This is a genomic window from Nonomuraea monospora, from assembly GCF_039531895.1.
GTDB classification, from domain to species: Bacteria; Actinomycetota; Actinomycetes; order Streptosporangiales; family Streptosporangiaceae; genus Nonomuraea; species Nonomuraea monospora.
On the sequence record NZ_BAAAQX010000004.1, the window covers coordinates 159537 to 181702 of the forward strand.

The following is a 22166-nucleotide window of genomic DNA, read 5'->3' on the forward strand; positions in this document are numbered from 1 at the left end:
GTGTACCCGCGTGGTCAGGAAAGGTGGTGCCGATCAGGCAGCATGGGGTCGTCCGGAAGAGCAGGCACGGCTTCCGGCGCCCGCCGATCACCGGCCGGCACCCCCGCCCACCGCGACAGCGTCTCCGTCGCCGCCGCCCGTTCCGCCTCAGGCAGCGACCCGATGTTGGCCCCGTGGTTGGCCCCCGGCACCACGTACAGGTAGGAGTCCCTCCCGCTCGGCGCGAACCGCTCGGCACTCCACGGGTCATTCTCGCCGTACACGAACAACATGCGCTCCGAGCGCGTGCGCACCCAGTGGTCCACGTCCGGCATCGGCCGCGGATCGTGCCGGGACCTCAGCTCGGCGGGCAGCACCGAGTTGGGCTGGTAGAGCCCCCGGTACCTGGTCAGCCCGCGCAGGTGCCGGAACGCGAGATCGGGCCAGCCGAGCTGGGTGGCCGCCTGGTAGTAGTACGGCGTGTAGTACTCCAAGCCCTGATCGGTGTAGAACGCGAACGAGGCCACGTTGTCGATCCACGCGTACAGCTCCTCGTCCGTGGCGGTCACCGGCGGCACGGACGCGCAGTCGTTCACGCTCAGGTACTGCCAGAACGCCCACGCCGTGTCGAGAACCGTCATCTCGAACGACCGGTCGGCGGTCCCCAGTGTCCTGGCGAAGGTGTAACCGTTGCGCGCGGCGTCCGCCTCCAGCAGCGCCACCATCCGTTCACGCCGCTTGAGCGCCTCACGCTGCACGTTCTCCAGCGCGGTACGGCACTCCGGGGTGCCGACGCGAGCGAAGAACCGGTCGTAGGCGTGGTCCAGCGGGTTGATCGGGTCGTTGGGCGCGACGTAGGCCACCACGCCGTCCACGTCGTCCGGGTAGAAGCGGCGGTGGTAGACGGAGGTCATGCCGCCCTTGCTCACACCCGTCTGGATCCACTTGCCGCCGTAGATCGTCTTGAGCGCCTGGACGATCCGGTGCTCGTCGGTCGCCTCCTGCCAGATGGTCAGGTCGTCCCAGTCGGCCGGGGAGGGGCGCGAGGATCGGAAGAACCGGTGCTCCACGGACACCTGGTTGCCGTCGAGCAGCCGGGTCGGCTCGCTGCGCGAGGCCGTCGGGTTCACCGGCAGCCCGTACCCGCCGGTGGCCAGCACGACGGGCGCCTGCTCGGAGCGGTGCAGCAGGGTGAGCCGCTGCTGGAAGGCGCCCTGGCCGGGGTTCCTGTGGTCGGCGGGCTGCGTGTAGGACAGGACGAAGAACCGGTAGCCGGACGGCTGAGTCTCCGACACGACGGTCAATCCGGGGATGGCCTTCAGCCGTTCCAGCAGGTCGTCCTGGGCTGCGGCGGTGGCCGGGGCCGCGGGCAGGACGAGGGCCAGCGAGGCCGCCAAGGCGGCCAGAAACCGTAATCGCACGATACGCACTCCTTCCGGTATCGCCCGAACGTATACCGATCATGCTCTTCCGGCCAGAAGCTCCCGGGTCGCCGAGGGCACGTCCCCCAGGTGGACGGTCACCGTCTCTCCCCCGTCCAGGGTCAGGACGACCGTCTCGCCGTCCTCGATCCGCACGGACACACCGGGCGGCTCCGCCGCCGTCCCCGACAGCCACACCAGGCTGGCGTAGAGGGCGGTGCCGCCTGGATGGGCCGTCGCGAAGGCGTACGGGACGGCGGAGTGGCGGCCGAAGGCGTTGGCGTCCACCGCCGTGACGACGCCGGTGCCCGAGTAGCCGTGCAGGGCGCGGACGGCGCTGGTCAGCCCGTCCGGGCGGCGGGCCAGCGCCAGGGAGTCGCCCTCTCGCAGGTCGGGGGCGGTCGGAGCGGCCAGGGCGTGGCCGCCGTCCCGCACCTGGTGCCCAGCCGGGGCGGTGACGCGGTGGATCCTGATCTCCGCCGCGCCGTCCACGACGGAGGCCGTCACCACGCGTACCGGGCCGTCCTGGTAGGCCGAGGCGGCGAAGCGGTCGGACGCGGCGAGCGGCTCGATGAAACGGCGCAGCGACGCGGTGCCGCCGGGGGCGATGACGGCCAGGTGGTTGTCCACACCTTGGGCGTGTTCGCCCACGTCGGGGCCGGTGTGGGTGGTGTAGGCGAGCTTGAGGTAGTACGGGTCGGGGTCGCCGTCGGGAGACTGGACGCGGTCGCGGTCGCTGCCGTGGTTGACGAGGCGGACGACGCCGTCCGCGCTGGTGGAGTGCAGCAGCCAGCCGGGGGCGGGCATGGTGAGCGACTGGTCGGCCAGCTCGACGGGCGCGGGCTCCTCCGCCGCCGTCCAGACCGGGTGTCCGGGCGGGAGCAGCAGGCCGAGGAACGCCTTGCTCGCCCAGTACGGCGACGCCGGGCCCGAGTAGGCCTGCGCGATGGGCGGGAACGCGTCGTACCAGCCGAGGTTGAGCAGGCCGCGCTCGTCCGGCGCGCCGCGCTCGGCGAAGTGCTCCAGCACCCGCCCGGCGATGCGCCTGGTCCGGCCGGGCGGCAGGGGCGAGGCGCCGGTGAGCGCCCCCAGCCACAGCGGCGCGACCGTCGCGAACCGGTACGTCAGCGACCGCCCCTGGTGCACCGGGCCGCCGTCAGCGGCGAAGAAGTGCTGGTACTGCTCCAGGAAGCGGCGCAGCCGCCCCGCGTACAGCTCCTGCCTGGCGGTGTCGCCGCTCATCCTGGCCCACAGCGACGGGTACAGGTGCAGCGCCCAGCCGCAGTAGTAGTCGAAGTTCTTCCCCTTGCCGTCGGAGTACCAGCCGTCGCCCGCGTACCACTCCTCGACGCGCTCCAGGCCGCCGGTGATCTCGGACGGCTCGTACGGCCCGCCCACCCCGGCCAGGAACTGCTCGACGACCACCCGGAACATCACCCAGTTGTTGTCCGGCGTCCGCTTCCCCACGAACCCGGCCAGCCACTCCACCACCCGCTCCCGCTCCCCCGCCGAGAGCCGGTCGAACAGCCACGGCCGGGTCTCGTGCAGCGCCAGCGCGATCGAGGCCGCCTCCACGAGCTGCTGCGACATGTCGGTCAGCGCGGGCCACGCGTACGGGTGCGCGGGGTCGGTGCCGGCGCTCAGCCCGCTCGCGTACCGCTCGATCAGCCCCGCCGGTACGTCGCCGCGCGCTCCGGCGATCCTGAACGCGGCGAGCAGGAACGTGCGCGCGTACCCTTCGAGCCCGTCGCTCACCGGCCCCGACCTGCTGGCCTTGCCGGGCAGGCGGTACTGGGCGAAGCCTTCCGTCGCGTACGGCTGCACGGCGGCCAGCAGGTGGTCCGCCATGGCCTCCCAGCGCTCACGGGTCATCGACATAAAGCGCATACTAAGCCAATAAGCCGGGAAAATGGAGACTTCAGTGGGCTTGGCGATGCAAGCGTTTTACCTACCTGCTTGAGGCCGACGGTCGGCGGGATGATTTGACACTGCGCCAGCCAGGCGGAAACAATCCGTGTAACCGGTTTACCCATGTGTTTCACTGGGAGGTGGCATGGTCCGGCGGTCCGACAGCGGCGAGCAGCGGCCGACGACGATCCGCGACGTGGCCGCGCACGCGGGCGTGTCGGTGGCCACGGTGTCCCGCATCCTGTCCGGCTCCTACCCGAGCGCCCCGGCGACCCGCAGCAAGGTCATGAAGGCGGTGCGCGAGCTCGACTACGTCGCCAACGCCAACGCCCGCAACCTCGCCGGAGCCAGCAGCCGCAGCGTCGCCATCATCGTCAACTCCGTCGTCTCCCCGCACTACGCGCACGTCGCACAGGGGGTGCAGACGCAGGCCGCCCTTGAGGGCAAGCTGTGCATCGTCGGCACCACGGGCGGCGACGCGGAGCGCGAACTGGCCACCGTCCAGCTCATGCGGCAGGAGCACGCCGAGTGCGTCATCCTCGTCGGGAACGTCGTCAACAACGACGCCTACCGCGAACGCATGGCCGACTACGCCCGCGCGCTCGCGGCGGCCGGCTCCCAGCTCGTCCTGTGCGGGCGCCCCACGCTGGGGCCCGACGTGCCAGCCCTCGTCGTCGAGTACGACAACACCGGCGGCGCGTACGCCATCACCAGCCACCTGCTCTCGGCCGGGCACCGGCGGATCCTCTTCCTCGGCCGGCACGAGGGCTACACCACCTCCGACAGCCGCATCACCGGCTACCGCAACGCCCTCGCCGACCACCGCGTCCCGCACGACCCCGGGCTGGAGGCCGACGGCACGATGGAGCGGAGCGAGGGCTACCGCATGATCAGGGAACGGCTCGCGGCGGGGCCGCCCGACTTCACCGCCGTCTTCGCGGGGAACGACCTCATCGCCGCCGGCGCTCGCCAGGCGTTGCGGGAGCACGGGCTGCGGGTGCCTGACGACGTGTCCATGGTCGGGTTCGACGACCTGCCGCCGGCGGCGGACATCGACCTGACCACCGTACACGTGCCGCACGAGGAGCTGGGGCGGACGGCCGTGCGGCTGGCGCTGGAACGGCGGCAGGAGAAGGTGGTGGCGCCCGCGCAGCACGTGCTGCTGGGGACGCACATCATCGTGCGTGACTCCGTACGGCCGGTGCGGGTCGCCCTGGGGTGAGCCGGCTGATCAGTTTCGCCCGAGCCGGACAGTGAGTCCTTCCTCGGCCGCCAGCACCTCACCGCCGAACTCCTTCCTGGCGGCGGCCACGGCGGCGTCCCGGTCGTTGCCCGGCCAGAAGTGGGTGAGCATCAACCGGCGCGCGCCCGCCTCGTTCGCCCACTGACCGGCCTCCGTGGAAGCCATCAGATTGCGGGTGGGACGGTCGGTCTCGCCTTCTCTGTCGGTGGCCTCGACGATGAAGAGGTCGGCGTCGCGCCCCAGCTCGGCGAGCGCCGGTGCCGGGCCGGTGTCGCCGGTGTAGGCCAGGGCGACCCCGTCGGCCTCCAGGCGGATGCCGACGTTGGGCACGTAGTGCGGCAGCGGCAGCCCGGTGAGGGCGAACGGCCCCACCCGGTAAGTGCCGGGCAGCGGACGCACGTCGAACACCGCGTGCAGGTCTACGTCGGGCTCCAGCCCGGCGAGCCGGTCGAGCACGCCCGGCGGGCAGTACAGCGGCAGCCTTGGGCCGCCGGGGGCGCCGTAGAGCCGCATCCGGAACAGGCCGTGCAGGTCGATGCAGTGGTCGGGGTGTTCGTGGGTGATGACGACGGCGTCCACCGCGCCGTCCGGCCAGTGCGCGAGCAGCCTCGGCAGTGTGGCGTAGCCCAGGTCGAGCAGCAGCCGGAAACCGTCCCAGTCCACGGCGAAACCGCTGCAGGCACGGCCCGGCTCGGGGAACGCACCGCAACTGCCGAGGACGGTCACCTGTCGCATCCGTCCAGAATGCCAGGCTCCCGGACAGCCACTCGCCACACCAAGACGCCAACCCCCCGAACGGCCCACTCGCCACACCCGCCAGCCCCCCGACAGCCACTCGCCACATCCCTCCAAAACGCCATCGCCCGGACGGTCATGTCCAGGTCGGGCGTGCCGGATCCAGGTCGGTGATCGCCTGGAGGAGGTGGCGCAGGGCGGGCGCGGGCGGTCCGGGAGGCACCGCCAGTGACGTGGTCAGCGTAGGAGCGGCCAGCGCGCGGATGACCACCCGTGGAAGGGCGGGCAGTTCGCCCACGTGGTAGAAGACCGTCCAGGACGGCTCACCGAGCCCGATCGCGGTGAGCGTGTCCAGCAGCGTGGTGAACGGCGGCCCGAGCCGCGGTTCGACCCCGGCCTCGCGCAGAGCCCCGACGATCAGGTCGTGAAAGGCCGGGTTGCCGTCCCGTGGCGCGAGCCGCAAGGGCAGACCGCCCAGTTGTTCCAGGCTCAGTACCGGGTCGGCGGACAGCGCGTGACCGGCCGGGAGAGCCACCAGCAGCGGGTCCTCCCACACCGGCAGCAGTTCCAGCCCGGGAGCCGCCGACAGGGCACGGACCAGGGCCGCCTCCAGCTCACCGGACCGCACGGCCGCCAAACGCTCGTCCGGGCCGAGCCGGTGCAGCCGTACCCGAAGCCGGGGCGCGACGGCCGCCAGCTCGTTCAGCAGCCGGTGGACACGCTCGTTGTGCACGATGCCCAGACGCAGCACCGCCTCCTCACCGGCGGCGAGATCGGCGGCCACGCGCCGGGTCCGCTCAGCGGCGGCCAGCACGGCACGCGCCTCGGGCAACAGCCGCTCCCCCGCCCCGGACAGCCGCACGCGCCGGGTGGATCGCTCGAACAGGACCACGCCCAGCTCGCGTTCCAGCCGGGCGACCTGCTGACTGACCGCCGCCTGAACGATGTGCAGCCGCTCGGCCGCCCGGCCGAACCCGCCCTCCTCGGCCACCGCCACGAAGTACCGCAACTGCCGCAGCTCCACCCGCGCCCCCCGATTCATCACGATCAGTGATCGATGACCGTGCCGAACGCTTCTGGTTGCCGCCCTCTTCGCGCGTTCGAATGGACACCTGACTCAACCTGAGGAGCTGATCATGTCTTCCTTCACGGACGCGCTGATCCTGCAGCCGCACGATGCCGAACACGTCGCGCTGCCCGGCGGCGGCGGCTTCCACTTGCTGGCCGACGGCGAGAGCACCGGCGGCGCGCTGGGCGCCAACCGGCTCGTCCTCGGCGAGGGCGCCGACGGCGCGCGCCCGCATTATCACGCCTTGTCCACGGAGTTGTTCTACGTCCTCGACGGGACGGCGGAGTTCCTGCTCGACGGGCACCTGACCGAGGTGGGGCGGGGCGGGCTCGTGACGATCCCGCCCGGCCTGCCGCACGCCTTCGGCGCGGCGCCCGGCAGCACTGCCGACCTGCTGGTGGTGCTGACCCCTGGCATCGAACGCTTCGGCTACTTCCGTGCTCTGGGACGGATCCAGCACGGTCTGGAACCCTTCGACAGCCTGCTTCCTCTGCAGACGCGCTACGACGTGCACTTCGTCGACGATTCGGACTGGCGATCCGCCAGGTTGCGGCGGGGGGAGCAGGCTCAATGAGCACCTGATCGTCTCTCGGCGGCGCGTCTGCACGAGTCGAGGGCGCTGCTGACCGTCTCTGGTCCTGGGAGGCCGCCACTCATCGCCCGAGCACCAGCAGGGGCCCCCGCCCATCGGCCGAGCACCCGCAGGGGCCGCCGCACACCGGCCGAGCACCCGCAGGGCCTGCCGCTCATCACCCAAGCACCCGCAGTTGCTCGCGCTGGGAACGGCCCCGCTCGGTCAGCGCGCACTCCACGCGCACCGGGACGGGGCCGTCCGACGTGCGGCTCAATCCGGCTCCACGTCACCGAGCCAGACATAGCCGTCGCCCACGTCCAGCCAGGCGTCCTCCGAGGTGCTCGGGCCGATGGCGTTCGCGACCTGCTGGACGACGTACGCGGCTGGGTAGCTGGTGGTCGCCTGGCCGGGTGTGGCGGCGGAGGAACCGGACAGGTCACCGGTATTCATCTCGCCGTACACATCATGCGCCGCCGAACCACCGGAGGTGTCGTCACCATCGGTCTCACCGCCCGGCACGATCTCGCCACCGGGCATCTCCCCGCCGGGCACCATCTCTCCGCTCGGCACCTCGCCGCCAGGCATCATCTCGCCACTGGGCATCTCCCCACCCGGCATCGTCTCCCCGCCCGGCATCTCGCCACTGGGCATCTCCCCGCCGGGCATCATCTGCCCGCTTGGCATCTCGCCGCTCGGCATGATCCCGGCGATCTGGGCGGCCTCCTCCTGCGTCATCTCGATGTAGCCGGCCATCTCCTCGTACTGCACCGGTTCGCTGTAACTCATCCGATCGACGATCTCGTACGCGGGCCCGGGCCCCGCACGTACGGGCGCGCCTTCAGGGTCGGCCACCCGGAGGTCATCGTCGTCGTCCGGCGGCACCGGCTGGGCGGCGTGGGCGCTTACCTGGCCCGCGCCCACGTCGGCCTGGGCCGTAGCCGCAGCGCCGAGCAGACCCGTTACGCCTACGGCGCCGGCGACGGCGAACTTGGTGATGGTGGTCCGCATCGCGGGTACCCCCGATTCCTGCTTCTCCGCGACCGCTGCTCCTGGTGGGAGAGCCGTCGTCCTGCAGTCACCTGTCGGGCTGCCCTGGAGCCGGGAAGTCCCATCCCGCTCCGGCGTCAAAACCGGCCCAACTGCCCCTGCGGCTCATCCGTAACGACTGCCACAAAGCCAGGCCATACGGCGGGGAGTGCAGCGTAGGAATTCAGGCCTCGTGTGTTACCTCACCCCGGCGCCCCGCCCGGCACCTCACTCCGACGCCGCCACCCGGGGTTCAGGTGGTGAGAGGTCTCGGGCGGGGGTTCAGGGTGATGGGCATCTTGGGGCGGGGTTCAAGTGGTGAGGGGTATCGGGCCGGGGTTCAGGTGGCGGGCGTGCCAGGCCGGGGGCCAGGTGGGCGTCTCGGGGCGGAGGTTCAGGTGGTGGGTGTCTCGGGGCGGGCGGTTCAGGGGGCTGATGCGTACATCGGGGTGGGATGAGCGGTTGCTCACCGTACCGAGGCGGACAGGTGGCGGAGGGCGCGGGCGGAGGGGGTACCGGCGTCGGCGGTGATGAAGACGACCTGCTGGTCGTCGTCAGGAACGAGAAGGACGTCGCAGTTGAGGCGCAACGCTCCCACCTCCGGGTGTTGCACGACCTTGGTGCGGTGGCCGGGTTCGTGGACCGGGTCGGTGTTCCAGATGTGCACGAACTCCTCGCTGCCCGCGCGTAGTTCCCTCAGAAGCAGCTGGAGTGCCTCGTCGTGCGGGTAACGTTCGGCGGCGCGACGCAGCCGGGAGACGGCGATGTGACCGAACTCCTCAAAGCTGGACGACTCGACGTAGCCGAACCCTCCGGTGTCGGCGAAGCGGCGGCGGGCCAGGTTGAGCTGCTGGTCGTAACCCAGGACGGCCTGCGCGAGCGGGTTCCAGGCGAGCACGTCGTAGGCGGCGTCCGTGACGATGGCCGCCGTGTCGGGCATGCGGTGCAGCAACGCCGCCACCTGCGGCCGAACCCTGCGCACCGGCCCGGGCGGAGGCGTGGGGCCGGTGCCCGCGAGCTGGAACAGATGCCGCCGCTCAGCCCTGGTGAGCCGGAGCGCGCCGGTGAGCGCGTCGAGGATGCGCGGCGACGGCCGCGGCCCGCGCGCCTGCTCCAGCCGTACGTAGTAGTCCACGGACATGTGGGCGAGCTCGGCCACCTCCTCCCGCCGCAGCCCGGGGGTGCGGCGGGAGGAGGCGGGAAGGCCGGCGTCGGCGGGCCGCAGGCTTTCGCGCCGCGACCGCAGGAAGCGGGCCAGCTCCTGTTTCGCCACGCGTCTCCTCCAAAACTGGCTGCCAGGGATCGGTTGTCCCTGGATGTGCCCAATGCGGGGGCGGAAGGGTCAACGGTATGAACGACGCTGAGACGAAGAAGGATTCCATCGCCCTGGTCACCGGGGCCAACAAGGGCATCGGCAAGGAGATCGCGCGGCAGCTCGCGGCGTCCGGTTTGACCGTCTACGTCGGGTCGCGGGACGCCGCGAGAGGAGAGCGGGCGGCGGAGGAGATCGGCGGCGATGCCAGGCCGCTGGTGCTGGACGTCGCCGACGACGACAGTGTGGCCGCCGCCGCGCGGCTGGTCGGCAGCCTGGACGTGCTGGTGAACAACGCCGGGATCATGGTGGACGACAGGCGTCCCGACGAGGCGGACGCGGCGAGCTTCCGCCGCACGTTCGAGACGAACCTCTTCGGCGTCCTCACCGTCATCAACGCCTTCCTCCCGGCCCTGCGCCGCTCCCCCGCCCCCCGCATCGTGAACGTCTCCAGCGGCACCGGCTCGCTGACCTTGAGCGCGGACCCGGCGCAGGGGTTCGCGGTGGCGGGAGGCGCCGGCGCGGCGTACCGCTCGTCCAAGACGGCGCTGAACGCGCTGACGCTTTTCTACGCCCAGACCCTGGCCGAGGCCGGTTTCAAGGTGAACGCGCTGGCCCCTGGGCTGCGGCGCACCGAGCTCAACGACCGGGCCGCCGGGAGTGACGGCGATCCCGCCGAGGCCGCGGCGGGGGCCGTCAGGCTGGCTCTGCTGCCGGACGACGGCCCCACCGGCGGCTTCTTCTCCTGGGACGGGACTCCCATGCCCTGGTGACACCGGCGGTCATGGCCGGGTGCCTGCGAGGTTCTGGCGGGCGTCGCCGGGCAGCAGGTAACCGGCCTTCAGGTTGTGGGCGTCCGCGCGGACGACCGCCGCCACGTAATGACCGTGCGTCGGGTACAGCTCGTCGAGCTGCTCCTGCCCGAACGGGACGTGCGTCCCGAACAGCACGCAGAACGTCTCACCGGAGTTGTCGCCCGTGTTCAGCGCCGTGGGCGCCGCCACCTGCGACAACCGGATGCCGCCGAGCGCCAGCCCCAGCTCGTCGCGGGCCTTGGCGCCGTCCGGGCCGAACTCCAGCGGCGGCGCCACGGGCGGCGCGACGCCCCGCCGGGCCCAGCGGGTCAGATGATCGTAGGCGGCGGCCAGCACGTGGTGCAGCGGGACGCGGCTGAAGGGCGGCCTGTCGCACGTGTACGCCGGCGCGCTCCCCAGATCGCGGGCCAGCAGCGGGGCGCGGGCACTGTAACCGTGCCACCCGGAGTGCGCGCTGCCGGCCACCTCCCAGCGGCGGAACCGCTCGGTGTCCGGGGGACGCGCGGGCGAGCGCACGTCGGTCTCCGACAACACCTGGAACACCGGCTCCGCGCCTGCCCGGGTGGGGGCGGGGCCGACGATCTGGCCGTACCCGTCGAAGACGCTCTCGAGGTGCGGCAGGACGGAGTCGTAGTAGACGGTCAGCCGTCCGGCCGACTGTGAGGCGCCGACGGCCAGCACGGTGTCCGCGCGCAGGCGGCCCAGCAGTGCGGGGCGGGCCGACGCCCTGATGGCCTGGGCCGCCTGGGAGAACACGTCGTAGGAGAGCTGGTCGGTCGTGAACCGGCCGCCGCCGGTGACGTCGAGGGTGCCGTAGCGGGCGAGGCTCCACTGGCGGAGCTGGTTCACGCCCACGCGCTGGGCCGAGACGCCGACCCACGCGTACCCGGCGCGGGTGAGCTGCTCGGCGCTCCAGAGGGCGTCCAGGTCGTATCCGGCGGTGACGTTCTGCCACTCCATCAGCACGGTGCCGTTGAAGGCGGCCTGGCTCGCCGGGCGGCGGACGATCACTCTGGTCCTGTACGGGACGTCCGAGGCGAGCAGTTCGCCCGTGGCGCTGTAGGCGTCGGCGTCGCCCGACAGGTGGAACTCCTGCTCGACGTAGCCGAGCGCGCGCAGGTCGGCGTCGGTGGCCAGCCAGGGGTAGGTCTCAGCTATCTCGGGTGAGGCGGGGTCGCCCGGCGGGGCGCCCGGCAGCGGGCCCTCGACCCTGGGGACGTCCACCGGGGTGGCCGCCGAGGCCGTTGCGGGGAGCAGGGTCGTGGTGAGCAGTGCCGCGGCCGCGATCCGTGCCGCTCTGGGGAATGCCGCCATCGCGCTGATCTCCTTCCGGGGCCCAGGAAGACGGCCACGCCCGATGCTCCCCCGTCCGCCGGTCACGCGCATCGGCACAATCACCAGCGATCAAGCGCGTCTCAGCGGGACGGCCGGGTCTCGATGCGGAAGAGCGAGTGGAACAACGGCCACGTCAGGGCCGCCATCTCCCCCGGCGACCGCGTACACCCGCCCTGCAACCACTCCGCGGCCACCCCGATCAGCGCCCCCGCCGTGAACGCGGCGGGCACGTCGAGCGGCAGCTCCAGCAATGGCCGCGCCATCTCGGGCACCTCGGAACTCTCCACGGCCTCCCGCAGCCGCTCCTGTATGGCCACGGTGCTGCGGTGCCGGATGTGGTCGGCCACCCGCGCACTCCCCTGCGGCCCGAGCAACGCCCGATACAGCCCGGCGTGCTCGGCGAGGCTGCCGAAGAACGCCTCCAGCGACGCGGTGGCCTCCCGCCCTGGGTCGGCGGTGTTGAAGTCTCCCGGCAGTGACTCGATGAGGCCGTCGATCATCGCGGTGCAGGCGGCCTCGGCGAGTTCGTGCACGTCGCGGTAGTGGTCGTAGAACGTGGAGCGGCTCACGCCGGCGAGCTCGGCCACGTCGGCGACGGTGATGCGGGACAGGTCCTGTTCCTCGACGAGCCGGAGCAGGGCCCGCGCCAGGGCCGCCTGGGAGCGGCGCACGCGCCGGTCGCCCGTCGGGGTGGTGCTTCCTCTGCTCGTGGCCACGACTTCACCCTACCGTCTCACTACATGTGCAGGTTTTCCTACAGATGTAGGGTAATCTGTGGGCGACACGAGGGAAAGGACTACGACCTATGCGGGTTTCTGCAGGTAGGACGGCCTCCCACCGGAGCGGAGCGGCGTGACCACGCCCGGCAGCGTCCTGATCGTCGGCGCCTCGGCCGCCGGCCTGAGCACGGCCGAGGCGCTGCGGCGCCAGGGCCACCAGGGGCGGCTCACGCTGCTCGACGCCGAGCCGCACCTCCCCTACGACCGGCCGCCGCTGTCGAAGCAGGTCCTGGCCGGCGACTGGGAGCCGTCCCGCGCCCAGCTCCGCACGCAGGCGCAGCTCGACGCGCTGGACGCGGAGTTCGTCCGCGGGGAGCCCGCCGTCTTCCTCGACGCCGCCGCCCGCGAGGTGCGCACGGCCACCGGCCGGGTGCTGAGCGCCGACGCCGTCGTCATCGCGACGGGCCTGACGCCGTGCCGGCTGCCCGGGCAGCGGGAACTGGCGGGGGTGCACGAGCTGCGCGGCCTCGACGACGCGCTCACCCTGCGCGCCCACCTGACCGCCGCCAGGCGGCTGGTGGTCGTGGGCGAGGGCGTGCTGGGCGGCGAGGTGGCCGCGACGGCCCGCAAGATGGGCCTCGACGTCACGCTCGTCGGCCTCGGCCCGGCGATCCTCGCCGACCAGCTCGGCGGTCCCGCCTCCGAGCTGCTCACCCGCACGCACGCCGAACGCGGGGTCGCGCTGCGGCTCGGCGTCGCGGTGCGGGAGCTGACGTCCGCCGAGGGCCGGGTCACCGGCGTACGGCTGGCCACCGGCGAGCTGCTGCCCGCCGACGCGGTCGTGGTGGCGATCGGCTGCCGGCCCGCGACCGGCTGGCTGGAGGGCAGCGGGCTCACGCTGGGCGACGGCGTGGAGTGCGACTCGCGCTGCCGCGCCGCCGAAGGCGTGTACGCCGTCGGCGACGTGGCGTCCTGGTTGCACGAGGGGCTCGGCAGGCGGCTGCGCCTGGAGAACCGCACCAACGCCACCGAGCAGGCCCAGATCGTGGCGGCCAACGTGCTCGGGGCCGATCGCCCGTACGAGCCGATCCCGTACTTCTGGACCGACCAGTACGACATCAAGATCCAGGCCCACGGCCTGCTGTCGGCGGCGGCCGAGGTGAGCATCGCCGAAGGCGACCCCGAGCAGGGCCGCTTCGCCGCGCTCTACCACGAGAACGGCCAGGTCACCGGCGTGCTCGGCTGGAACATGGCCAAGCAGGCCCGCGTGCTGAGGCAGCAGCACCTCACCGCACGTCCCGTCACAGCGTGACAACAGCACCTCACCGCACGTCCCGTCACAGCGTGACGGCAGAAATCCAGGCATGAACACCGGCCGCCCGGTGGCGGTCGTCCGATCCGCGCACGAGGAGAATGCCGAATGAGTGTGAACGAGCAGGTCCTGAGCTACCCGATCCCCAACGACGCGGCGCTGGACCCGCCCGCCGAGTGGGCCGAGCTGCGCAGCGGGTGCCCGGTGGCGCACGTGAAGCTGCCCAGCGGCGACGCCGCCAAGCTGATCACCCGCTACGAGGACGTCAAGCAGGTGCTGGCCGACCCCCGTTTCACCCGCCAGCTCACCGCGCCCGACGCGGCCCGGCTGTCGGCGGACGGCGGCGGGGTGTTCAACAGCGACGTGGCCCAGATCATCCCTGACAGCGGCGACGGGCACCTGCACTGGCGGCGCCTGGTCGGCAAGTGGTTCACGGCCAAGCGGATGGCCGCCATGCGGCCGCGGATGGCGCAGATCGCCGAGGACCTCATCGACGACCTGGTCAAGCGCGGCGCTCCCGGCGACCTGCGGGCCGCGCTGGGCTTCCCGCTGCCGGTGTACGTGATCTGCGACATGCTCGGCGTGCCGGCCGAGGACCGGGACAGGTTCTCGTACTGGTCGGACACGCTGCTCAACCTGACCAGGTACGGCAAGGAAGAGATCGAGGCCGCGCAGGCCGAGTTCTTCCAGTACATGTCGGACCTCATCACGGCCAAGCGCGCCGAGCCGGGCGACGACCTGCTCAGCGAGCTGCTCGCGGCCGGCGGCCCCGACGACGGCGGGCTGGCCGACCTGCAGATCATCGTCACCGGCATGGCGCTGCTGGTCGCGGGCCACGAGACCACCGCGAACATGATCGGCAAGATGGTCTCCATGCTCCTGGCCGACCGCGCCCGCTGGGAGGCGCTGAAGGCCGACCCGTCACTGATCCGCACCGCCGTCGAGGAGACGCTGCGCCTCGACGCCAACTCGGGCTTCGGCCTGCCCCGCTACCTGCCCGTGGAGGCGGAGATCGGCGGCGAGACGCTGCCCAAGGGCACCACGGTGATCTGCAGCATGGCCGCGGCCAACCGCGACGAGAGCGCCTTCGAGGACGCGGCCGAGATGGACCTGACCCGCAGCCCGAACGCGCACCTGGCCTTCGGCTCCGGCGCCCACTCCTGCCTGGGGCAGTCGCTGGCCCGCACGGAGCTGCAGGTCGTGCTGGAGGTGCTGCTGCGCAAGCTGCCTGGGCTGGAGCTGGCCGTGCCGGTGGCGGAGCTGGAGCGGGTGGAGGGGCTGGCGGTCGGCGGCCTGCGTACGGTGCCGGTCCGCTGGTGACATCGATTCACGAGGAGGGAACGCTGATATGAGAGTCACCGTCGACGAGGACAAGTGCTGCGGCGCAGGCTCGTGCGTGCTGGTCGCGCCCGAGGTGTTCGACCAGCGTGACGAGGACGGCATCGTGGTCCTGCTGAACGCCGAGCCGGGCGAGGGCCAGCACGCGGCGGTCCGCGAGGCCGCCGTGGTGTGCCCCGGCGCCGCCATCGAGGTGAGCGAGTAACCCTGAAAGACCGAGGGCGCCCGTGCGTGATCGCACGGGCGCCCTTCTCATGTCCTGCCCGTGAGGATGGACCTGGTGCGCTGGGGCGCGTGCGCGGGCAGCTCGGCCAGGATGTCGGCGAGCGTGACCCCGGCGAGGCTGGCCCGCCACGCGCGATGCGCGTCGGCCATCTTCTCCGCCAGGACGCAAGCCCGACGGCACTCCTCCGGCGGCAGCGCGCCCCGCCCCTGCGCCCGGATCTCACGGCACTCGTACGGCATCGCCGCGCCGTCCACCGCCTCGACGATCTGCAACATCGTGATGTCGGCCGCCGCCCGCGCGAGCCGGAACCCGCCCCTCGGCCCCGTCGTCGCCGCCAGCACCCCGGCCCTGACCAGCGCCTGAAGCTGCTTGGCCAGGTAGGGAGCGGGCAGGTCGTAGTAGTCGGCGAGCTGCGCCGCGGACGCGGTGACCCCGGGTTCGAGCTGGGCCAGCGACGTCGCGCAGTGCAACAACCACTCGGTGCTCACAGGCAGCTTCACGATCGACATCATATCGCGGACATTGCGGATCTGTTTAGTCCGAGATACGGTCGGGGCGACAGGAGATCGAGAAGGAGAACGTCATGCGGATCGCCGTCGCCGGCGCGACCGGGAACATCGGAGCCCTCACCACCGCCGCCCTGGAGCGGGACGGCCACGACGTGGTGCGCATCAGCCGCTCACTCGGCGTGGACCTCGTGACAGGCGAGGGCCTCGACGCCGCCCTCACCGGCGTGGACGCGGTGGTGGACACGGTCAACGGCCCCGAAGGCTCCCTGGAGGAGACGGTGGCCTACTTCGCCGCCACCACGCGCAACCTGCTCGCCGCCGGGGAACGGGCCGGCGTGCGGCACCACGTGCTGCTGTCGATCGCGGGCGTGCACCGGATCCAGGGCAACGCCCACTACGCGGCCAAGCGCGAGCAGGAGCGCCTGGTGGAGGCGGGCCCGGTGCCGTGGACGATCGTGCCGGCCACCCAGTTCCACGACTTCGCCGCGATGGTGGCGAGCTGGACCGAGCGCGACGGCGTGGCCACCGTCGCGCCGCTGCTCGTGCAGCCGATCGCGCCCGCCGACGTGGCGGACGTGCTGGCCGAGATCGCCGCCGGTGAGCCGAAGGGCCGCTACGCCGACGTCGCGGGGCCCGACCCGCAGGACCTGGTGGACATGGCCCGGCGCACCAACCAGGCGCGCGGGCGCGAGGTGAAGCTGGTGCCGTCGTGGTCGGGGCTGTTCGGCCCGGAGATGGCCGGCGACGTGCTGCTGCCCGGCGAGGGCGCCCGCCTCGCACCGACCACCTTCGAGGAGTGGCTGGACGGGCAGCGCTAATCTGGGTGCTTTCGAGCGCGGAGGGCTGAGATGAGCGAATTGGTGGATCTGTCGCATGTCGTCGAGCACGGCATGGTCACCTACCCCGGGCTGCCCGGCCCCGAGATCTCCGACCACCTCTCCAGGGAGGCGTCGCGCGGCGTGTACGCCCCCGGCACGGAGTTCCAGATCGGCCGCATCAGCATGGTCGCGAACACCGGCACCTACCTCGACGCGCCGTTCCACCGCTACCCCGACGGCATCGACCTGAGCGAGCTGCCCCTGTCGAGGCTGGCGGCCCTCGACGGGGTGCTCGTGTCCGCAGGGGAGCCGAGGGCGATCGGGCGGGAGGCGTTCGACAAGCACGAGGTGCGCGGCAAGGCCGTGCTGGTGCACACCGGCTGGGACCGGCACTGGCGCACCGAGCGGTACGGGCACGCCTCGCACCCGTTCCTCACCTCGGACGCCGTCGAATGGCTGGCCGAGCAGGGGGCCGCCCTCGTAGGCATCGACTCGGTGAACGTCGACGACGTCGGCGACCCCGCCCGCCCGGCGCACACGAAGCTGCTCGCCGCCGGCATTCCGGTGGTGGAGCACCTGACCGGGCTGGAGCGGCTGTCGGGGCGGTCGTTCGAGTTCCACGCCGCGCCGCCCGCCGTCAAGGGCATGGGCACCTTCACCGTACGGGCGTACGCGGTGCTCCGAGACTGAGCCGTGGAGCGGCTGGCGCGTGGAGCGGGCCTATTGGCGTAGTTCGCGGCGCTGCTCGGCGTACTGTCTGGTCTCGAAGGCGATCAGCCCGGCCAGGACCAGCACCAGCGCGCCGAGCGCGACCAGCGGCGGCACGGCGATCGCGCCCGGCAGCGCCACCAGCAGCACCGCCACCGTGACGAGCCTGGGCACCTTCACGGTGGCGTGCAACCGGTTGCCGAACAGCACGTGCCCGCCCAGGTAGAGCGCGGCCCCGCCGAAGAGCGCCGGTGCGTAGAACCCGCCGTGCGCGCCCGCGCCCACCCCGATCGCCGCCACCGACTCGCCGATCGCCAGCAGGACGAACAGGCCGCTCCAGTGCGCCGCGCTGTACACCCGCCAGTTGCCCTGACGGGAGGTCACGTAGGTGCCGATCCAGTCAACCAGCAGCGCCCCGGCGAACAACGCCGTCTGCGCCCACCCGCCCAGCAACGCCCCCACCACCAGGAACGGCGCCCCGGCCAGCAGCGACGCCCAGGACAACAGGATCTGGCGGCGCAACTGAGCGTCGCCGCCCGATGGCCAGCGCCACCACGAACACCGCCGCCGTCGCCGCCGCGGTCCCGCCGCGCAGCGCGCCCTCGTCCGCCCGCGCCTGGTTGCCCAGCCAGGTGTACGCCTCCCACGTCCACCACAGCAGGGCCAGCAATAACAGGCCTTGCAGCAGGCCGTGGCGCTGTGCTCGTGCGCCATGAAAGCGGTGACGCGGGTGGCCGCGAAGACGAGGAGCGGTGGTCTCCGGCCGCGTCTAGAAGTACTGCTTGACGCGGAATTCCCGGACGAAGAGCGAGGCCGAGGCGCGGCCGAGCACCTTGACCTTCCTGAGGTGGGTGGCCTTGTCGATCGTCACCTTGACGCACTTCAGGTGCACCTCGTGGTGGCCGGGGGGCGCGTACCGGGAGATGCCGACGCCGTCCCTCCCGAGACCCCGCCCCGACAGGCCGATCCCCACCTCGCGGTAGGTGCGCCAGGAGCCCTTCAGCATGAACGCGGTGGAGCCGACGATCGCGTGGTTCGAGTCGTCGGGGCAGTGCAGGAGCACCCGGACGAAGTCGTTCTGGTGGGGGGCGTGCGGCATCACGAAGAAGGACGTGAGCTTGCGCCACGGCGGTGTCCCGGCGTGGGCCTGTGTCGCCGTCACGATGGTGAGGGCGGCTGCCGCCGCCATGCCGATGATGGCCCGCATCCGCCCTCCCCGCGCCGTGACCAGGCTTTTCCCATTGTCACCGCCGGTGCTGCCGCTCCGGGTGACGCCACGCCGGGCGGCCCGGCCTGGACGTTCAGGCCGCCAGGCCGAGCACGAACGCGCCGATCACCGGCGCCAGGTACAGGAGGGGGAACGGGAGGTGGCCGTACGAGCGGGCCCTGGCGACGGTGACGACGGCGCCGGTGAAGTAGACGGCCAGGCCGATGGTGGCCAGGACGCCGATCAGCGGCACGAACAGCCCCACGAGGAGGCCGAGGGCTCCCGCGGCCTTGGCGGTGCCGAGCCAGGGCCACCAGCGGGCGCCGACGCCGTACTCGGCCAGCGGCTCGACGACCCACTTGGCGCGGATGAAGACCGACAGGGCCGAGAAGCCCACCCAGAGGGCGGCGAGGACGGTGACGATGGTGTGGGCGGTGCTCATCGGATGCTCCCTTGGTGCGGGTTCGTTGCCTTCGTCGCGTTGACCCCGGGCGCCGGGAAAGTGTGACCGCCTGACTCATCCAATTTTGTACGTCGTTCGAAGAGACTGTGGAACCGGCCGATCGAAGGGACGTCCCATGCGTAACGCCATCAAGGTCATCGTCATGCTCGCCGTCGCTCTGCTCGCCGTGATCGCCGTGCAGGCGGCGGCCTCCGCCGCCACCGCCATCGAGTACGGGCTGATCGCCGCGCTCATCCCCTGATCGAACGCTGGATCGAAGTCCTGATCGAAGCCCGCCAGTAGACTGCCCGATATGCGGCGTTTGAGCAGTACGGTGGTCGTGGTGGCGGGGGACGGCGCCGCCGGGGTGGTCGCGGGGCTGGACAGGCTGCACAACGTCCGGGCGATCACCCGGGGCGAGCGCGGCGCCGCCGAGGTGATGGAGATCGCCGGGCGGTCGGCGGCCACGTACGTCGTGCACGACGCCGACCCCCTGGCCGACGTGGCCGCGGCGTGGGCCGCCTACTTCGACGGCACCGGCGTGGCCGGCGCCCTGGAAGTGGCCATCGAGGCGGCGCTGGGCGAGCTGCGCGCCGGGCGGCTGGTGCTGCCCGACTACTACCTGGTGCTGGAGCCCGACGAGCTGACCCAGACGTGGCGGCACTGGTGGCTGGGGGTGCTGGCGGGGGCGGCGCCCGTCCGGGTGGTGCCGGTGAGCGCGTCGTCGGGGGCGGTCGCGCAGGAGCTGGGGCGGCTGGCGGCGGGCCGCTGGTGGCCCGCCGACCTGGAGGCCTGGCTGCGCGCGCTGCCCAAGGTCGTGCCGGACCAGGCCGGCCTCCCCACCGCCTCCCGCTGACCAGGACGATGACCGGCTCGTCGCCAGATCACAGTAGCCAGCCGGCGCACGGGTCCATCGGACCTGCTCTGAGGGACTTTGGTCCCTGCCTCAGCCGTGGCGGACCACGAGACTCTGGGGTGCATGTCTGCTGATGTCCCCGTGACCGAGCCCGGCGCGCCGCCGCCGTTCGCGACGCGCGCCGGGGTGCGCAGGGCGGTCAGCGCCGCCGTGGCCGCGCCGTCCGTGCACCACACCCAGCCGTGGCGGTTGCGCCGCGTCGACGACGCGACCATGGAGCTGTACGCGGGCCTCGACCGGTTGCTGATCGTCACGGACCCGATGGGGCGCGGGCTCGGCATCAGTTGCGGGGCCGCGCTGTACAACCTCAGGCTGGCGCTCCGGATGACCGGCCACTACGCCCGCGTTACGGCCCTGCCCGACCCGGCCGAACGCCCCGGCCTGCTGGCCACCGTGCGGGCCCTGCCCGGCGAGCCGCCCCGGCCCGGCGAGCGCCTGCTGTTCGAGATGATCCCGCGGCGGCGTACCAACCGGTTCCCGTTCGACGGGGAGCCGCCGCCGAGGGAGGTCTTCGTCGAGCTGGTGCACGCCGCCCACGCGGAGCACGCCACGCTCGTGCCGGTGACGGGCCGGGTCGCGCGGCGGGTGCTCGAACTGGTGGGCACGGCCGTTCCCGTACGCGGTGAGCCGCCCATGCAGGACTTCGCCCCCGGCACTGCGCGGCCCGACGCCGCCTTCGAGACAGAGCCGCGGCCGGACGCCACCTTCGAGGCGGAACCACGGCTGGCTGCCCTGTTCACCCGCGAGGACGGGCCGCGCGACTGGCTGCGCGCGGGGCAGGCGCTGCAACGCGTGCTGCTCACCGCGTCCGCGCACGGCGTCGCGGCCTCCTTGTTCAGCCAGCCGCTCGACCCGCAGCACCGCGGCGACCGGGCAGGGCCGTTCGGGTACGTGCAGATCCTGGCCAGGTTCGGCTACGGGCCGCCGGACGGGCAGGTGCCGCGGCGGCCCGTGAACGAGGTCACGGAGGGCCGTCGTGACTGAGCCCGCCCGCCCTGTGCTGATCCAGGGCGGCATGGGGGTCGGCGTGTCGGGGTGGCGGCTGGCACGCGCCGTCGCCACGACCGGGCAGCTCGGCGTCGTGTCCGGGACGGCGCTGGACGTCACCCTGGCCAGGCGGCTGCAACGCGGTGACCCCGGCGGGCACCTGCGCCGGGCGCTGGCCGGTTTCCCCGTGCCTGAGATCGCCGAACGGGTGCTCGGCCGCTACTTCGTGCCCGGCGGGATCAGGGAGGGGAAGCCGTATCGGCCGGTGCCGCGGCTGGGGCTGCGGGGTGGCCGGGATCTGGACGAGCTGACCGTGGTGGCCAACTTCGCCGAGGTGTTCCTGGCCAAGGAGGGGCATTCCGGGCCGGTCGGGGTCAACTACCTGGAGAAGATCCAGCTTGCCACGCCCGCCGCCGTCTACGGGGCGATGCTGGCGGGGGTGGATTACGTGCTGATGGGGGCGGGGATTCCGGTGGAGATCCCGCGCCTGCTCGACGCCCTGGCCGAACACCGTCCGGGGCACATCTCGGTCACGGTGGCGGACGAAGGAGCGGGCGGCCCATCCAGCGGCCCATCCGGCGGCCCATCCGTCGGTACGACGGGCGGCACGACGGGCGGCACGGCGAGCGGCACGGCGAGCGGCACGGCGAGCGGCACGACGAGCGGCACGACGAGCGGCACGACGAGCGGCACGACGGGTGGTGAGGGGCGCATGATTGGGATCGACCCGGTGGCGCTGCTCGGCCGGCGGCTCCCGCCGCTGCCCCGCCCCCGCTTCCTGGCGATCGTGTCGTCGCACGTGCTGGCCGCGTACCTGGCCCGCAAGCCGCTGACCCGCCCCGACGGGTTCGTGATCGAGACCCCGGTGGCGGGCGGCCACAGCGCGCCCCCGCGTGGCCGCCTGGTCGTGGACGCGGCGGGCGAGCCGGTGTACGGGCCGCGCGACGAGGCCGATCTCGCCATGATGGCCGCGCTCGGGCTGCCGTTCTGGCTGGCCGGCGGCTACGGCACGCCCGCGGGGCTGGAACGGGCGCTGGCGGCGGGCGCTGACGGCATCCAGGTGGGGTCGGCGTTCGCGCTGTGCCGCGAGTCGGGGCTCGACCCCGCGCTGCGCCGCCGGCTGCGCAGGCGGGCCGACCTCGTCCGCAACGACCCGCGGGCCTCGCCCACCGGCTTCCCCTTCAAGGTCGCCGCCGTGCCGGGGACGCTGTCGGAGCAGGACGTGTACGAGGCCAGGCCCCGCCTGTGCGACCTGGGTTACCTGCGCACCCCGTACGAGAAGGCCGACGGCTCGGTCGGCTACCGCTGCGCCGCGGAACCGGTGGACGTGTACGTGCGCAAGGGCCGCCCTGCGGAGGAGACGGACGGGCGGCGCTGCCTGTGCAACGGCCTGCTGGCGGCGATCGGGCTCGGCCAGCGGCGCCCCGGCGGGTACGCCGAGCCGCCGCTGCTGACGCTGGGCCAGGACCTGGGCTTCCTCGACGGCCTGCCCGACGACTACTCTGCCGCCGACGTGGTGGCGCGTATCCTGCTGGGCGCCCACGTGTGAACGGCTGATCCCGGTCTG

The 22166-nt window shown here is 72.5% G+C and carries 23 protein-coding genes and 1 pseudogene; 12 read left to right on the top strand and 12 right to left on the bottom strand.

Features of this window, described 5'->3' with window-relative positions; all coding sequences use genetic code 11:
• Positions 1–14 precede the first annotated feature (14 nt).
• Together ABD331_RS09750 and ABD331_RS09755 are read right to left on the bottom strand one after the other, a co-directional pair.
• Positions 15–1400 carry a S28 family serine protease gene (locus tag ABD331_RS09750; RefSeq protein WP_344472811.1) on the bottom strand — a complete coding sequence of 462 codons (1386 nt, stop codon included), beginning with the start codon at positions 1398–1400 and terminating at the stop codon, positions 15–17.
• 39 nt (positions 1401–1439) lie between these two features.
• A complete protein-coding gene (locus tag ABD331_RS09755; protein WP_344472813.1) occupies positions 1440–3278 on the bottom strand; it encodes a DUF2264 domain-containing protein in 1839 nt (612 codons plus the stop codon).
• Positions 3279–3453: 175 nt separating this feature from the next.
• Here ABD331_RS09755 and ABD331_RS09760 point away from each other — a divergent pair, with 175 nt between their 5' ends.
• The gene (locus ABD331_RS09760; RefSeq protein WP_344472815.1) at positions 3454–4530 is read left to right on the top strand and encodes a LacI family DNA-binding transcriptional regulator; all 1077 of its coding nucleotides are present in this window, start codon (positions 3454–3456) and stop codon (positions 4528–4530) included.
• Positions 4531–4539: 9 nt separating this feature from the next.
• Here the strand turns inward: ABD331_RS09760 and ABD331_RS09765 are convergent, their stop codons facing one another.
• Both ABD331_RS09765 and ABD331_RS09770 read right to left on the bottom strand, forming a co-directional pair.
• Entirely contained in the window at positions 4540–5286 is a 747-nt protein-coding gene (locus ABD331_RS09765; RefSeq protein WP_344472817.1) for an MBL fold metallo-hydrolase, read from the bottom strand.
• 136 nt (positions 5287–5422) lie between these two features.
• Positions 5423–6328: a LysR family transcriptional regulator gene (locus ABD331_RS09770; RefSeq protein WP_344472819.1), complete on the bottom strand. Its 906-nt coding sequence runs from the start codon at positions 6326–6328 to the stop codon at positions 5423–5425.
• Positions 6329–6422: 94 nt separating this feature from the next.
• On the opposite strand from ABD331_RS09770, the gene ABD331_RS09775 reads away from it, so the two are divergent.
• Positions 6423–6929 (top strand): cupin domain-containing protein, encoded by a 507-nt coding sequence (locus tag ABD331_RS09775; protein ID WP_344472821.1) that lies wholly within the window; start codon positions 6423–6425, stop codon positions 6927–6929.
• 270 nt (positions 6930–7199) lie between these two features.
• Here ABD331_RS09775 and ABD331_RS09780 read toward each other — a convergent pair whose 3' ends face one another.
• Entirely contained in the window at positions 7200–7937 is a 738-nt protein-coding gene (locus tag ABD331_RS09780) for a hypothetical protein (protein ID WP_344472823.1), read from the bottom strand.
• Between the two features lie 484 nt (positions 7938–8421).
• A complete protein-coding gene (locus tag ABD331_RS09785; RefSeq protein ID WP_344472825.1) occupies positions 8422–9228 on the bottom strand; it encodes a helix-turn-helix transcriptional regulator in 807 nt (268 codons plus the stop codon).
• 77 nt (positions 9229–9305) lie between these two features.
• On the opposite strand from ABD331_RS09785, the gene ABD331_RS09790 reads away from it, so the two are divergent.
• The gene (locus tag ABD331_RS09790; protein WP_344472828.1) at positions 9306–10040 is read left to right on the top strand and encodes an SDR family NAD(P)-dependent oxidoreductase; all 735 of its coding nucleotides are present in this window, start codon (positions 9306–9308) and stop codon (positions 10038–10040) included.
• A 9-nt stretch (positions 10041–10049) separates the two neighbouring features.
• Here ABD331_RS09790 and ABD331_RS09795 read toward each other — a convergent pair whose 3' ends face one another.
• Both ABD331_RS09795 and ABD331_RS09800 read right to left on the bottom strand, forming a co-directional pair.
• Positions 10050–11396 (bottom strand): alpha/beta hydrolase domain-containing protein, encoded by a 1347-nt coding sequence (locus ABD331_RS09795; protein WP_344472830.1) that lies wholly within the window; start codon positions 11394–11396, stop codon positions 10050–10052.
• 101 nt (positions 11397–11497) lie between these two features.
• Positions 11498–12133, bottom strand: a complete 636-nt coding sequence (locus tag ABD331_RS09800) for a TetR/AcrR family transcriptional regulator (protein ID WP_344472832.1) — start codon at positions 12131–12133, stop codon at positions 11498–11500.
• A 136-nt stretch (positions 12134–12269) separates the two neighbouring features.
• Between ABD331_RS09800 and ABD331_RS09805 the strand changes: the two genes are divergently transcribed.
• The 3 genes from ABD331_RS09805 (at position 12270) to ABD331_RS09815 (ending at position 14991) form a co-directional block, all read left to right on the top strand.
• Positions 12270–13448: an NAD(P)/FAD-dependent oxidoreductase gene (locus tag ABD331_RS09805; RefSeq protein ID WP_344472834.1), complete on the top strand. Its 1179-nt coding sequence runs from the start codon at positions 12270–12272 to the stop codon at positions 13446–13448.
• A 108-nt stretch (positions 13449–13556) separates the two neighbouring features.
• The gene (locus ABD331_RS09810; RefSeq protein ID WP_344472836.1) at positions 13557–14768 is read left to right on the top strand and encodes a cytochrome P450; all 1212 of its coding nucleotides are present in this window, start codon (positions 13557–13559) and stop codon (positions 14766–14768) included.
• 28 nt (positions 14769–14796) lie between these two features.
• A complete protein-coding gene (locus ABD331_RS09815) occupies positions 14797–14991 on the top strand; it encodes a ferredoxin (RefSeq protein ID WP_344472839.1) in 195 nt (64 codons plus the stop codon).
• 47 nt (positions 14992–15038) lie between these two features.
• On the opposite strand, the gene ABD331_RS09820 is transcribed toward ABD331_RS09815, so the two are convergent.
• Positions 15039–15512, bottom strand: coding sequence for an RrF2 family transcriptional regulator (locus ABD331_RS09820; RefSeq protein ID WP_344472841.1), 474 nt, complete (start codon positions 15510–15512; stop codon positions 15039–15041).
• Between the two features lie 83 nt (positions 15513–15595).
• Here ABD331_RS09820 and ABD331_RS09825 point away from each other — a divergent pair, with 83 nt between their 5' ends.
• Together ABD331_RS09825 and ABD331_RS09830 are read left to right on the top strand one after the other, a co-directional pair.
• Positions 15596–16339, top strand: a complete 744-nt coding sequence (locus ABD331_RS09825) for an SDR family oxidoreductase (protein ID WP_344472843.1) — start codon at positions 15596–15598, stop codon at positions 16337–16339.
• Positions 16340–16369: 30 nt separating this feature from the next.
• Entirely contained in the window at positions 16370–17029 is a 660-nt protein-coding gene (locus ABD331_RS09830) for a cyclase family protein (protein ID WP_344472845.1), read from the top strand.
• A gap of 30 nt (positions 17030–17059) precedes the next feature.
• Here the strand turns inward: ABD331_RS09830 and ABD331_RS09835 are convergent.
• From ABD331_RS09835 to ABD331_RS09845, 3 genes and pseudogenes are all read right to left on the bottom strand, one after another.
• Positions 17060–17717, bottom strand: a pseudogene (locus ABD331_RS09835) (low temperature requirement protein A).
• Positions 17718–17816: 99 nt separating this feature from the next.
• A complete protein-coding gene (locus ABD331_RS09840; protein ID WP_344472847.1) occupies positions 17817–18254 on the bottom strand; it encodes a hypothetical protein in 438 nt (145 codons plus the stop codon).
• Between the two features lie 94 nt (positions 18255–18348).
• Entirely contained in the window at positions 18349–18696 is a 348-nt protein-coding gene (locus ABD331_RS09845) for a DoxX family protein (protein WP_344472850.1), read from the bottom strand.
• Between the two features lie 136 nt (positions 18697–18832).
• Between ABD331_RS09845 and ABD331_RS09850 the strand changes: the two genes are divergently transcribed.
• From ABD331_RS09850 to ABD331_RS09865, 4 genes are all read left to right on the top strand, one after another.
• Complete coding sequence (locus ABD331_RS09850) at positions 18833–18958, top strand: hypothetical protein (RefSeq protein WP_344472852.1); 126 nt, start codon at positions 18833–18835, stop codon at positions 18956–18958.
• 51 nt (positions 18959–19009) lie between these two features.
• A complete protein-coding gene (locus ABD331_RS09855) occupies positions 19010–19552 on the top strand; it encodes a hypothetical protein (protein WP_344472854.1) in 543 nt (180 codons plus the stop codon).
• A 123-nt stretch (positions 19553–19675) separates the two neighbouring features.
• Positions 19676–20596: a nitroreductase family protein gene (locus ABD331_RS09860; RefSeq protein ID WP_344472856.1), complete on the top strand. Its 921-nt coding sequence runs from the start codon at positions 19676–19678 to the stop codon at positions 20594–20596.
• Positions 20589–22148, top strand: a complete 1560-nt coding sequence (locus ABD331_RS09865; RefSeq protein WP_344472858.1) for a nitronate monooxygenase — start codon at positions 20589–20591, stop codon at positions 22146–22148. Before ABD331_RS09860 ends, ABD331_RS09865 begins: the two co-directional genes overlap by 8 nt.
• Positions 22149–22166 lie beyond the last annotated feature (18 nt).

What these genes read in the sequence shown, in the direction of transcription:
- ABD331_RS09810 (WP_344472836.1), top strand. Translation starts at nt 13,557, where the DNA reads ATGAGTGTGAACGAGCAGGTCCTGAGCTACCCGATCCCCAACGACGCG.
- ABD331_RS09780 (WP_344472823.1), bottom strand. Translation starts at nt 7,937, where the DNA reads ATGCGGACCACCATCACCAAGTTCGCCGTCGCCGGCGCCGTAGGCGTA.
- ABD331_RS09860 (WP_344472856.1), top strand. Translation starts at nt 19,676, where the DNA reads ATGTCTGCTGATGTCCCCGTGACCGAGCCCGGCGCGCCGCCGCCGTTC.
- ABD331_RS09795 (WP_344472830.1), bottom strand. Translation starts at nt 11,396, where the DNA reads ATGGCGGCATTCCCCAGAGCGGCACGGATCGCGGCCGCGGCACTGCTC.
- ABD331_RS09755 (WP_344472813.1), bottom strand. Translation starts at nt 3,278, where the DNA reads ATGTCGATGACCCGTGAGCGCTGGGAGGCCATGGCGGACCACCTGCTG.
- ABD331_RS09790 (WP_344472828.1), top strand. Translation starts at nt 9,306, where the DNA reads ATGAACGACGCTGAGACGAAGAAGGATTCCATCGCCCTGGTCACCGGG.
- ABD331_RS09825 (WP_344472843.1), top strand. Translation starts at nt 15,596, where the DNA reads ATGCGGATCGCCGTCGCCGGCGCGACCGGGAACATCGGAGCCCTCACC.
- ABD331_RS09840 (WP_344472847.1), bottom strand. Translation starts at nt 18,254, where the DNA reads ATGCGGGCCATCATCGGCATGGCGGCGGCAGCCGCCCTCACCATCGTG.
- ABD331_RS09765 (WP_344472817.1), bottom strand. Translation starts at nt 5,286, where the DNA reads ATGCGACAGGTGACCGTCCTCGGCAGTTGCGGTGCGTTCCCCGAGCCG.
- ABD331_RS09850 (WP_344472852.1), top strand. Translation starts at nt 18,833, where the DNA reads ATGCGTAACGCCATCAAGGTCATCGTCATGCTCGCCGTCGCTCTGCTC.
- ABD331_RS09830 (WP_344472845.1), top strand. Translation starts at nt 16,370, where the DNA reads ATGAGCGAATTGGTGGATCTGTCGCATGTCGTCGAGCACGGCATGGTC.
- ABD331_RS09770 (WP_344472819.1), bottom strand. Translation starts at nt 6,328, where the DNA reads ATGAATCGGGGGGCGCGGGTGGAGCTGCGGCAGTTGCGGTACTTCGTG.
- ABD331_RS09815 (WP_344472839.1), top strand. Translation starts at nt 14,797, where the DNA reads ATGAGAGTCACCGTCGACGAGGACAAGTGCTGCGGCGCAGGCTCGTGC.
- ABD331_RS09775 (WP_344472821.1), top strand. Translation starts at nt 6,423, where the DNA reads ATGTCTTCCTTCACGGACGCGCTGATCCTGCAGCCGCACGATGCCGAA.
- ABD331_RS09855 (WP_344472854.1), top strand. Translation starts at nt 19,010, where the DNA reads ATGCGGCGTTTGAGCAGTACGGTGGTCGTGGTGGCGGGGGACGGCGCC.
- ABD331_RS09845 (WP_344472850.1), bottom strand. Translation starts at nt 18,696, where the DNA reads ATGAGCACCGCCCACACCATCGTCACCGTCCTCGCCGCCCTCTGGGTG.
- ABD331_RS09760 (WP_344472815.1), top strand. Translation starts at nt 3,454, where the DNA reads ATGGTCCGGCGGTCCGACAGCGGCGAGCAGCGGCCGACGACGATCCGC.